General features: G+C 46.7%; 10 protein-coding genes. 4 read left to right on the top strand and 6 right to left on the bottom strand.

The window, feature by feature from the left end; translation table 11 throughout:
• Positions 1-287: 287 nt before the first annotated feature.
• Entirely contained in the window at positions 288-1,394 is a 1,107-nt protein-coding gene (gene cobT, locus QUB39_RS22920; protein WP_333057989.1) for a nicotinate mononucleotide-dependent phosphoribosyltransferase CobT, read from the top strand.
• 311 nt (positions 1,395-1,705) lie between these two features.
• Here cobT and QUB39_RS22925 read toward each other — a convergent pair whose 3' ends face one another.
• Positions 1,706-2,104, bottom strand: a complete 399-nt coding sequence (locus QUB39_RS22925; RefSeq protein WP_242715966.1) for a hypothetical protein — start codon at positions 2,102-2,104, stop codon at positions 1,706-1,708.
• A 468-nt stretch (positions 2,105-2,572) separates the two neighbouring features.
• Complete coding sequence (locus tag QUB39_RS22930) at positions 2,573-2,731, bottom strand: hypothetical protein (RefSeq protein WP_333057988.1); 159 nt, start codon at positions 2,729-2,731, stop codon at positions 2,573-2,575.
• A 69-nt stretch (positions 2,732-2,800) separates the two neighbouring features.
• On the opposite strand from QUB39_RS22930, the gene QUB39_RS30675 reads away from it, so the two are divergent.
• A complete protein-coding gene (locus QUB39_RS30675) occupies positions 2,801-3,010 on the top strand; it encodes a phycobiliprotein lyase (RefSeq protein ID WP_445243076.1) in 210 nt (69 codons plus the stop codon).
• Entirely contained in the window at positions 3,007-4,116 is a 1,110-nt protein-coding gene (locus QUB39_RS22940) for an extracellular solute-binding protein (RefSeq protein ID WP_333212090.1), read from the top strand. The genes QUB39_RS30675 and QUB39_RS22940 overlap by 4 nt, the downstream gene beginning before the upstream one ends.
• Positions 4,117-4,326: 210 nt before the next feature.
• On the opposite strand, the gene QUB39_RS22945 is transcribed toward QUB39_RS22940, so the two are convergent.
• The 4 genes from QUB39_RS22945 to QUB39_RS22960 all read right to left on the bottom strand — a co-directional run bounded on the left by QUB39_RS22945 (position 4,327) and on the right by QUB39_RS22960 (position 10,412).
• Positions 4,327-4,833, bottom strand: coding sequence for a hypothetical protein (locus QUB39_RS22945; RefSeq protein ID WP_333374417.1), 507 nt, complete (start codon positions 4,831-4,833; stop codon positions 4,327-4,329).
• Between the two features lie 45 nt (positions 4,834-4,878).
• Positions 4,879-8,103: a PAS domain-containing protein gene (locus tag QUB39_RS22950; RefSeq protein ID WP_333212094.1), complete on the bottom strand. Its 3,225-nt coding sequence runs from the start codon at positions 8,101-8,103 to the stop codon at positions 4,879-4,881.
• A 666-nt stretch (positions 8,104-8,769) separates the two neighbouring features.
• On the bottom strand, positions 8,770-9,900 hold the full coding sequence (locus QUB39_RS22955) for an aldo/keto reductase (RefSeq protein WP_333212096.1): 1,131 nt from the start codon (positions 9,898-9,900) through the stop codon (positions 8,770-8,772).
• A 5-nt stretch (positions 9,901-9,905) separates the two neighbouring features.
• Positions 9,906-10,412 carry a bifunctional nuclease family protein gene (locus QUB39_RS22960; protein WP_333026715.1) on the bottom strand — a complete coding sequence of 169 codons (507 nt, stop codon included), beginning with the start codon at positions 10,410-10,412 and terminating at the stop codon, positions 9,906-9,908.
• 639 nt (positions 10,413-11,051) lie between these two features.
• Here QUB39_RS22960 and ribE point away from each other — a divergent pair.
• Positions 11,052-11,768, top strand: coding sequence for a riboflavin synthase (gene ribE, locus QUB39_RS22965; RefSeq protein WP_333057983.1), 717 nt, complete (start codon positions 11,052-11,054; stop codon positions 11,766-11,768).
• The last annotated feature ends 154 nt before the right edge of the window (positions 11,769-11,922 follow it).

Consider the following 11,922-nt stretch of genomic DNA (forward strand, 5'->3'; position numbering starts at 1 on the left):
ATGTTGAAGTAATTCTGCATCGGCAAGTTGATTCTGCGAATCAAGAATCCCCTCGGCTTTAGCCAGGGGAGTGTCAAGAAGAGTAGTTATTGGGCCTGGGGCATGCGGCATGGGGCATCGGGCATTGCTAATTGCTAATGGCTACTAAATAACTAATGACTAATAACTAATAGACCTCTCCTGCAAAGCAAGTCTTGAACAGGCAAGATGCCTGTTCCACAATAATTATTGCAGAGGTCTAATGACTGCTGACTAATGACTACTGACTACTGACTAATGACTAATTTATGATTGGTATTTATACAGAAATTGAACAGGGGCAGCGATGGCTCGATCGCTATCGAGGACGAAAACCGATATTTGCCTGCGTGTTAGGATTTACCGCGACAGGCTTAATTCCGGGGATTTCAGCAGCAGGAGCAACCCCGCACGATCGACAATTTACTTGTTTAGCCGATGCAGAATTTTTGTATAACGGCCCCCAACCGTCGCCCCAATATCCTTTGCCGCCCCTAGAAGCGGGTGCCTCGCCGGTACTGATATCTCGCGCTGTAGTCGAAGCTTTGGAACTGCCGCTTTACCTATTTAATGCTGGTTTGCCCCTCCCACCTACCGTACCTGCAATTGATTTGGGCGGCACTCCGGCAAAGTGTCTGATTTCTGGCAATGCTTTAGAACTCGAAACAGTCAAACATTTGCTCGAACAAGGATTAATTTGGGGAGCTAAATTGGCTGCTCAAACTAATGGCAGCTATTTAATTTTAGGGGAGTGCGTAGTTGGGGGAACGACTACTGCTTTGGGCGTGTTAATGGGTTTGGGTATTGCAGCGGCAGGCAAAGTGAATAGTTCTCATCCTCGCTGCAATCACGCTCAAAAATTGGCTGCGGTGACAGCGGGACTCAATAATGCTGAGTGGGAAATTAACGGACAAAACAGCACTCCCCTAGAATTGGTAGCGGCGGTGGGCGATCCGATGCAAATAGCGGTGGCGGGAATGGCGATCGCCGCGAGTCGGACTTGCGGGGTGCTTCTGGCCGGGGGTACGCAAATGCTGGCAGTATACGCTTTGATGCAAGCCTTAGCCCGTGAATATGCTCTGCTATGGTGTCCCGAACAAGTTGCGGTGGGGACTACGCGCTGGGTAGCCGAAGACCCTACAGGAGACACTGTAGGACTGGCTAATGATATCGGCGGTGTGCCTCTGTTCGCCGCGCAGCTAAGTTTTGCGGGTTCTCGCTACGGGCAACTGCAAGCTTACGATCGCGGCTATGTTAAAGAAGGGGTCGGTGCGGGATCGTGTGCGATCGCCAGTGGCTTGACTGCAAATTGGACTCCAACTCAACTCCTCCACGCTGTTGAAGCTTTAGCCTCGCGGTGTGAAGTTAAAAATTAAGTACGTAGTTATAGCAATCGATCCCGGATTTGCGAACTTCTCTCTTTCTGCTCTTTGTGCTCTTTGTGCTCTTTGTGCTCTTTCTGCTCTCTCTCTGCGCCCTCTGTGCCCTCTGCGGTTCATCAAAAAAAATCTTGTTCACCAAACAAAGAGGATTGCTATTTCTATACCAAATCTCGCCTTAATATGCTATTTCCATCCTACTTGTGCGAGACCAAAAACTCCCTACAATCACTCTATAAGTAGACGAGCATAAATCGACGCAAATTGTATTTTTTCTGAAATTAATACCCGATACCCGGTAGCAATATTTAATTAGGCCCGCCTAGATGTTGCGAGTGCATTCTTTTGGAGAGCAACTGTTCTTCCAAGGCTGCAATTCGATTGTAAGCTGCTGTTAGCTGAGCTGTTAAGCGCTGGATTTGAATCTCAGCGCTCAGCTCTTTTTCCAGGCTTTGAGAATTTTTGTCGAAGTAGCTGTCATCTAACAGTATGTCTTTGTGTTCGAGGAGGCCGTCGAGACTGCTGTAGCTTTGATAGGGGGAGGTTTGATCATTTCCTAGCGTTCCAGAGCGATCGTTTCTCTGTTGCTGAGTCAGCTTCGTCTCCTTGGCCGACTCCAAGAGCTTTTCATTGAGGTTTTCTATGAGTTTGTAGAGGGCCTCGACTTGTTGGCTCAATACTGTAACTTGCTGGCGGAGCGCTTCCATACAATTATCCTTTGGCTCGTAACTTAATATCTTTACATTTTAGGTAAATCTTTACATAACTTGGATTTATCACTAAATTATTTAATTTTTGACGTAATTGTTGTGTTTCTAATTCTGACGGTAGATTTAGGGAGCCAGCCTGAAGATAATCGCTCGCCATTCGTGAGTCGATTGTAGATTTTAGATTTTAGGTTTTACATAGTCTTGGACACAGGAACCGGGTTGGTTAACCTCCATACTTCGTTCAAACCTTGAATCAGAGATAAAACGTCGGGTTTCTGAGAGTCGGATGGCAGAGCGTCCTATTAGATTGACTTCGCTCTCGCTAGTGCTTTCAGGATTTAGATAAATTGGTTTTTAGTTTTTTTAGTTATTAATCTGTCGCCGATATAAAAATAGTTTTTCACTTCGGTTGTGTAAAAAGCGTCATCTAACGGCAGATGGCAGCGCTCTCGTTGTTTCGTTATATTAAAAAATGTAACACAGATGCAGTCGATCGACCGGGCTGACGAGCAAAACTGGCTCAAAGTAACTTGCAGCACAGAAATTAGGCGTTAAGTTGACGGAGTTTTCGGCATCGGAAAGCTCGATCGACAATGTAGAAGGTAAAATCAGGGCAAGAGCCAATCGATTGCGCGATTTTAGATTTTAGATTTTAGATTTTAGATTTTAGATTTTAGATTTTAGATTTTAGAATTGATCCCATGGATAAATTCGGGGGATTGTATCCTGGATGCTTTCGGTCAAACAGACTCTCTTGGCAGCAGAACCGAGTACAATGGCTCTGTGTTTGAAAAAGAAATAAGACAAATCGGCGCCCACTACCGGACTCGACAAACAATTATTTCCCCGGCTGTAGAACACAAAACGATGGGTCAATATTTAGAAAAGCGGATTGACAGGTGAAACGAAGGTCTTTGCTATTGGGGGCCGCCACCCTAACTTTAAGTCAATTGGCGGCAGGGTGCGACTCGAAGCCGATTCTCAAAATTCGATCGCTCAAAAACGGTATTCCGGCCCAACTGGTAAGCAAATTTAGGCGCGATGTACAACCGTCTCCGCTTTTACAGGTAACGCAAGAAGCACAATTAAAAGAATTATTCGCCCTGTTGCAGGAGTGGAAACGGGTTCCCGAATCAAAAAATCAAGCTAACTTGGTGATGTTGGGAGATTACTGGCTGACTTTGGCAATTCGGCAAAAATTGATTAAGCCGATCGATCCTGGTAAGTTTGCTAATTGGTCACAATTGCCCGAAAGATGGCAAAAACTCGTCAGGCGCAACGATGAGGGTAAATTAGATCCTCAAGGTAAAGTGTGGGCTGCACCTTACCGCTGGGGAAGTACGGTAATTGCCTATCGAACCGACAAATTTAAGGCTTTGGGGTGGACTCCGACAGATTGGAAAGACTTGTGGCGAGTCGAATTACGCGATCGAATTTCTCTGCCAGACAGTGCCAGAGAAGTTATCGGTTTAACATTAAAAAAACTCGGAAAATCTTACAATACGCAGCAATTAGATCAAGTCCCAAATCTCAAAAAAGAACTCGCAAATCTGCACCAACAAGTTAAACTTTATAGTTCGGACGCTTACCTGCAACCATTAATTTTAGGCGATACTTGGTTGGCAGTAGGTTCCTCTGGGGACTTGCTGCCGCTGCTGCAAACTCAAAAGGATATTGCTTTAGTAATTCCAGTTTCGGGAACTGCACTGTGGACAGATTTGTGGGTACAACCAGCATCAGGGAATCCAGTTTCTTTAGTGGAGAAATGGATTGATTTTTGCTTGCAGCCTCGGGTTGCTCCTCAATTATCTTTGCTGGCTAAGGCTAGTTCGCCGATAATTGTCGGCATGAAACCCGAAGATTTACCGGAAGCTGTTCGCACTAATTCTGTGTTGTTGCCGGATGCTAAGATTCTTGCTGCTAGCGACTTTCTGCTGCCGTTTGGGGATGCGGGCATTTCGCTGTATCGATCGCTCTGGCAAGAAATTCGGCAAGTAGTGAGAAGTTAAATTACAGTCATCCCGCGAGCCCGCCAGGGGTTGAAACCCCTGTCTAATAGCTAAAGTCCTCTCAAAGAGGACTGAAGAACTCATTAGTCGTCTTCAGACGACTTTAGCTTTGAGGCAGGGGTTTCAACCCTTGCCGGACTATGGGTTTGACCTTAAGTTGACACTCCCAAAGGCACGGCGCCGTGTCCTAACTCTTGTAAGGACACTAATCTAAAAGCCTTTCACCCCTCCTCGAAGACCTGGATTTGAGAGAGATTCTAACTCAATCCGACAGTTAAGCCGATCGCCCTTGCACGAATAAACTGCCAAAGCAGTGCCTTGACGGTTGCAAACTCGCACATTGTAACCATAATCGTTGGCGACAGTGCCAAAGCGGTTAACAAACTGATAGCGTTCCATATAATCGAGCAAACTCCAAAGTTGGCGATTGACTATGATAATTACCCAAGTATTGCCGGGATCGACAAACCAGCGATCGAGCAATTTTCCGCCAAAGAGTTTTTGAGCTAACCACAGACTCGGCACGCTTTTTTCGGTTTGCGAAAGCGGGGGCGACGGGAAATTAGCAGCGCTGCCAGTCGGGCAGACAGGCTCCTGGGAAAAAGCCGCAGATTGCTCGCAGAGCAAGGCTCCGAGGCACGCATAACAGGCGATCGCGAACAAAAATAAACTTTTTGTCAAAATGCCATGCCTGCGGGTATCAACATCGTATTTCATAATTAGTATTTTCTTTTTTATATATTTCCCGTAGATACTGTCATGTTAAAATTCCGATCGCCTAAACAATGAAGCAGGCAGACAAGCAGTAAAAGTAGAACCGCAATCTAACTCGCTAGTAACTTCAATATCGCCGCCCATCATCTGACAAAAACGCTGACTGATAGTCAGTCCCAAACCAGTACCCCCGTACTTGCGAGTAGTTGAATTGTCCGCTTGAGTAAAAGGTTGGAACAGTCGCTCTTGCTGTTCTGGTGTCATGCCGATGCCCGTGTCCGTCACTCGGAAAATTAAAAAATCTGCATCCAAAATTAACATTTGAGCAACTTTCGGTTGATATTTATTTTTTAATTCTTCACTGGTAATTCTTTCGACAGTAAGTACGATCGCCCCATTAGCAGAAAATTTAGCAGCATTGCTGAGCAAATTCAGCATTACCTGTCGCACTTTCATCAAATCGCCGTGCATGGCGCCGATATTGTCAGAACTCAATACTTCCAAAGTATTGCCGTTTTTATCCATTAGCGGTTTGATAGTTGTTACCACCTCCTCGATTAAGCCTCCAACATCGAAGCTTTCGAGGTAAATCTCCATCTTGTCAGCTTCAATTTTGGAAATGTCTAGAATGTCGTCAATTAGGCGCAGCAAGTGTTTGCCAGCAGTGCGAATTTTGTCTAAATCCGAGACTACCTGTAAGTTGCCTAACTCTTCGGCATCTTCCGCTAGCATATCGCTGTAGCCGATAATCGCGTTGAGGGGAGTGCGTAACTCGTGGCTCATGTTTGCCAGAAAAGCACTCTTGGCGCGGTTGGCGAGTTCTGCGGCTTCTTTAGCCAACTGCCATGCTTCCTCAGCGTCTTTGCGTTCGGTGATATCCCGCAGTGTCGCCACCACCGCTTCGACGCTGCCGTCTGTCGCCGATACCGGGCTGAGAATGTACTCGTAGTCGCGGGTTCCCCAGTTTGCCGTGGGGACAATTACTTCGCCTTTGACGGGTTCGGCTGTGGCAAATATGCCCTGGCATTCTTGGTGAACCCGCTGCATAATTGTTGGTGGCCAGCCTAATTCCTGCCAGGTTTTGCCAATCATTTCTCTGGGGTTCATGCCGGCAGCTTGAGCCGCGGTGCGGCTGACATAGGTGTATTTCCCCGATCGATCTACTAGAAAAATTAGGTCAAGAGAAGCACCGAGAATGCCGTCAACTGTTCTGGCGTGTCGGGCTACTTGAGCCGTCATTTGTCTGACTGTGATGGCGCCGCGGACTCTGGCGGCGAGTTCAAACCGCAAGAGTTCGTTGGCTTGTTTGAGGAATAGGGTGCGCTGTTCGACTTCTATTTCTAGTTCTGCTTTGGCTTTTTCTAGGGTGCGTTCGGCAAGTTTGCGATCGCTCACATCTGTAGAAATTGTACCGACTGCATAAGCTTTACCTTCGGAGTTGCAGAGGGGAAATTTCAGAGAAATATAAGTGTGCGGGCCGTCGTCTTGAGGAATGATTTCTTCGAGGGTTAGGGGCGAGGAGGATTCGAGAACTTTCAGGTCATTTTCTCGCAGGGCTGCTGCTTTGTCTTGGGGAAAAATATCGCCGTCGGTTTTCCCTGTTATTTGCTCTTTTGCGATGTCGAACAAATTGTCAAAATGGCGGTTGGTGAGCAGGTATTTTCCGTCAAGGTCTTTGATGTAAATTACTGCTGTTGAGTTGTCTAAAATAGCTTGCAGTAGTGCTTCGCTCTTTCGCAGGGCTTTTTGAGTGTTTTGGCGATCGAGTATTTCTGGCTGCAATTCCCAGTTGAGGCGATTTAAGTCTTGCCAAGCTTCCTGGACTTGATTTAAGGCGATCGCGCTTTTTTCTAATTCTGTATTTTCTGTATTTACCTGCCGCGACTGGTTTGAGACGGAGTTTTCGGGCAATTCTAGGGGTTGGAAAGCGAGCGGTATGTGGGGATTTGCGATTTGGCGATCGTCAGCCAATTTTTTATATCGAAAATCGACCGCTAATTTACCATCTAAACTCGATTTTTTGGGAAATAAATCTGGAAATTCGCCGAAATTTAAATTGTCATAAATGAGATCAAACTTCCGGGATCGCTGCGGTTCGGCGCTGGAGTTAAATGCCCAATTCCCCTCTGCTGTTGATAAATCTGAGTTAGCGGGTTTGGCAATTCGGCGGGTGACGGCAACTCCCAAGGCGAACGGGATAACGGCAGCCGCAGACATTGCCAGCAGCCAGTTATTGCCCCCCCAAGTTTCTATTGATGTTTTGGGGATGAATCGCACTAAAATTGCGGCTGGTTTTCCGGCTAAATTGCCAAGGGATTTGGCAGCTACAGCATAAGTTTGACTGCCTGTTTGTACGTTTCCGGCGACTGGTTTGCCGCCTGCTGCGAGTGCAGATGTCAGCAGCGATTTCTCTGCCAGCAAGTCTGGTAACTGTTGGTTTTTGGTAACTGCTTGCGAACTTGCCAAAACAAATTTGCCGTCAGCCAGCGGTGCGTAGATAGCCTGATATCCCCCGCCCTGTAAATTGAGGGTTTCGGTGCTAGCAACTGCCGAAGTTGGGCTGATAATTTCTCCTAAAACTAAGGCAGCAATCACGGTCTGATTTTTGGGATCTTTTATGGGAATTGCTGCGTAGTGGAGGAGAACAGGGCGAGATCCCTTTCCGGGCGGCAAAGATCCCAATTGTTCCTGAACTTCCGATTTAGCAATGATTTCGGTGGCGGTAATTGGCTCTTTTGTAGCGAATACTCGATCGACTATTTTTTGCAGGTTAAAACTTTTTCCCTTCTGGTTAGAGTTGACGCTAACCACTATCTGCCTGTTTTTTCCAACTAATGCCGCGCTGTCTATTTCCCCTGTTGTGACTTGATTTTCTATAATTTGCTTGACAGATTTTTGCAAATCTGATACTTTTTTACCGCTGTTGTAAGCTAAGGCTATTTGGGCGATCGTTTTGCTGTCAGAGGAGTTTTGCAAACGGTCGGCGGCGCGATCGAGTTTGAGATTGTAGTTAATTTCACTAAGGCTCAGTTCTGATTTAGCTTGATTTTGCAGTTGATTGCTTCCAACTGCCGATGTTAGCCAAAGTGCTGCAGCCGTTAGTCCGACGGGCAAGATTGTTTGTAAAGTCAGCAGTCCGATTAGCTGTTTTCTGGTAACAGATAAGTTGTAGGTACACGGCTTGAAAGCTGCTTTCAATCTTCTTTCGGAAGTCGCAACTTTAGTTTGCTGCAGACAATTTTGCTGGCTGTCGTTTAACTGAGTATGAGCCATAGTAGTAGATGCGGGATCGGTTATAGATGACAGGCGATCAATTTTAGATTTTAGATTTTAGATTTTAGATTTTAGATTTTAGACTTCGGCGTGAGTGCTCAGTTGAACGATTTTAGATTTTATATCGAGTTCGGTTAATCACTCATCATAAAATTGTTGCCTCTCGCCGCCAACCCAGCAAGAAAATGACTGGGGTATTCTCAAATAAATCGGTTTCTAGCTGTTGAATCAGATGGTGTTATTTAGTTGTTTTTACATATAATAGTCGGCTCCTATTTAAAGTGTGTTGGGAGCATCCAAATGAGTGCTTTCACAGGAGTGTTCGCGGTTAGATGTAGGCTTTGCTGTGCAAGATACTCGCTCCTCAAAAACGCTTTTTGCAAAATCGGGATGCTCCTCCATACAGTCGTAAAACGAAGTAGTTGATCGATCGACTGTATCGTAAATTTAGTTAAACAGAGATGTTGCACCATTTTCAATAAGGTTTTTATGGGCGGGCTCTCCTGCCCAACCCCTACTCCCCACAAGAAATTAATTCTTTGTGGAACAGGGATCTTGCCTGTTCTGGAGAATGGTGCAAGATGTCAGTTTAAACCAAAGTTTAGCGTAATTATTGCAACACTTAGATACGCTCGATCGACCTTTTCCCTGCTTCACACCTTTTTTTCAATCCCACAACCGCCTGCCTGCTTTGCCACCGAGTCGCTGGTGAGTATCTTTGAGCAAGGTTGGGATGTCTAACTCTTCGGGACACCGGGGCAAACATTCGCCGCAATCGGTGCAGCGGTTGCCTTTGCTGCCGGGAAACCAGTGTCCGGCATTTTCAAACATGGCATAGCGGTATTTGCCAAAGTCAGTCATGTCGCACCCGACGGCGAGATTGCGGAGTCGCAATACTTCGGGAATGTTGATGTTTTCCGGGCAAGGCAAACAGGCATAGCACTGGCTGCATTTGTCGGTTTTCAAAGTGGCTGCAATAACCGATTCTAGCCGATCGAACGCAGCGATTTCGGCGTTGGTGAGGGGAAAGTCGCGATCGCAATATTTCAGGGGTTGCTCTAATTCTGTGGCATTTGCAGGGCCCACACTCAAAGTCCCAATCCTAGTATCGCTAAGTAAAAATCGATAGTTCAACTCTAAAGGCGAGAAAGGCGAGCACAATTGTGCGAGAGTTTCCGGGGGCGTGTAGAGTTGCCCTCCTTTATCGGCTGGGGAAATGATGAAAACGCCCATATCTTTGTCTTTGGCGAGTTCAATTGCCGGGGCGTTGCGCTGAAAAAAATAGTAATAATGCAGGTTGACAAATTCAAACAAATCTGTATTGATTGCAGCCAAAATCACATCCAGAGGCCCGTGAGTCGAAAAGCCGACGTGCCGAATGCGACCATCGGCGAGGGCTTTGCGTACCGCTTGCATACAGCCTGTGGCCGATCGCACAATCGCCAAATGTTCCCAAGTATTCAAACCGTGAATTGCCAGACAATCGATATAGTCTAAATTCAGGCGTTTGAGGGATGCGTCGATGCAGCGTTCCATTGCTGCTGCATCCTCGGTTGGGGAAATTTTTGTAGTGACGTGGAGGCGCGATCGATCGACAGACAAACCAGCCGAAAGGGCCGCGCCAAGATATTCCTCGCTGCAACCGTAACCCGCTGCCGTTTCCAGGTGATTGATTCCCTGAGACACAGCCTGTTGTACAGTCTGACAGGCAGTTTCCTCAGAAGCCAAATAGCGCATGGTTCCCAAGGAAAATACAGACAGGTGCAACTCCGTTTTGCCAAACCGTCGATAGCGCATAAAGTTTAGGAAGTTTCGCCTGGGCTGAAGCCGCTTCTCTTAATCAAATCCTCTGGACGGAGGTTTGAGATAAATTCCCGGAAGGCCCGGCGTTCGGCCTCATCAGCATCTCGATCGACAGGTATCGAAGCATCGGCGACGACTTCTTCCATCACCCAGATGGGGCTATTCGTTCGCAAGGCTAGGGCGATCGCGTCGCTAGGTCGGGCATCGATCTCTTTTTTAACTTCTCCCTGACGGACGATCAGCACGGCATAGAACGTGTTATCTTGCAGCGAGTGAATAACTATGCGCTCCAAGGTAAGACTCCATGCCTCTAAAAAATTGACCATCAGATCGTGAGTTAAGGGCCGAGGAGGTTTGTGGCCTTCGATCGCGCTAATAATAGCCTTTGCTTGCTCCTGACCGATATAAATAGGCAAAGCCCGTCGCTCAGTAGCGTCTCTCAATAGGACAATAGGACTGCGCGTGGCTGCATCTAAGGCAATTCCAGCGACTTTCATTTCAATCATAAAAATACTCGGTAAGTGGGAAACTCAGAGACTTTAGTCCTGAGAGGGAAACAACATGGGCGGTTTCAACACATTCGACTACGCGAGAGTGACCACCACCTTGAATCCCCTTTCCCCTTTCGGGGGTAGAGGGGTATGGTTGCCCCTCTTTGGAGATATGGTTGTCTCCGGCTCCCTTTCGGGGTAATGTTCGCTTGTCGGTCAATGTTATGAGAGCTTGTTAGACTTGCAACACTGTCTCTGTTACCTTAAGACTGTTTAATTGCAAATGACAGAGCGGAAAACTAGCGTCGCATTCAAGGAGTGTCGTGACTCAAATAACGTAGCCAGTTAAGGCTGAGGCCCGTCAGCACAGCTTGCTTCGATTGCTCTTACAAGCTCAGTCCCTGGTTTTAGGGCTGGGTTACTGACAGAATTAAGAAACTGCAAGGCGGTAGAAAACTCGGACATAAAGATGACCTAAATCCAGTATGACTCGATCTTCGCCTGAATCTGCAACTGATCTGGGACTATCGATTTTAGATTTTAGATTTTAGATTTTCGATTGACTCCGGGGGACAGGGGGACGGCAAAACCTCCTGCGTCTGGTTTGTGACTGTGGTTTGATGTAAATAGGCGATCGACTAAGGAAAAATACTTATGTTTACAGGACTGATTCAATCTCTCGGAAAGCTGAAGTCGTTAGGCAACGATTATTTCCAAATTTCCTGTACCTCAAACAACTCCTACCTAATTTTACAAGATTTGGCCATTGGGGACAGCGTAGCCGTGGATGGAGTCTGTTTGACGGTAGTGGAAGTTCTGCCTGCGACGGGTTTTGTCGCCGTCGCTTCCCCAGAAACCCTCCGGCGCACAACTCTGGGATCATTCCCCGATGCTTTGGTGAACCTAGAAACCTCCCTGCGCGCCGGTAGCAAATTGGGGGGACATTTTGTGACGGGGCACGTAGATGCGATCGGCACTTTAGCGACATCCACCCAAACCGCCAACGCTTGGGATATGCGCTTTACTGCCCCACCTGTAGCAAATTCGGGATGGCAACGTCAAATCGCACCTTACATCGTTTCCAAGGGCAGCATCGCCGTCAACGGCATCAGCTTAACCGTGGCAGATTGCGATGCTGACGGTAATTGGTTTGAAGTTGCTGTCATTCCCCACAGTTTTGGTGAGACAAACCTCAGCTATTTGCAACCAGGAAGTTTAGTAAACTTAGAAGCAGATATTCTGGGCAAATATGTCGCCAAATTTCTCCGCAGCGGCTCAAAATCCCATCCCGAACCTTGGGAAGAAGATTCCGCAATCAACAGTTTAGGAACAATTACACCCGAATTCTTAGCAGAACACGGATTTATGTAATCAATGAAACAATAAAAATCATTGCTGAACGAAGTAGCTGTGGGCAGACTAGCATCTTTTTATCATTTAGAATATAACTTTTAGTTGTAGTATATCACCATTCTCTTGCTTTGCACAACTCATTGATACGTGCTATATACCATTGACGTTGAAC

The sequence above is a fragment of the Microcoleus sp. AT8-B5 genome (assembly GCF_036705565.1).
In the GTDB taxonomy this organism is placed as follows: Bacteria; Cyanobacteriota; Cyanobacteriia; order Cyanobacteriales; family Microcoleaceae; genus Microcoleus.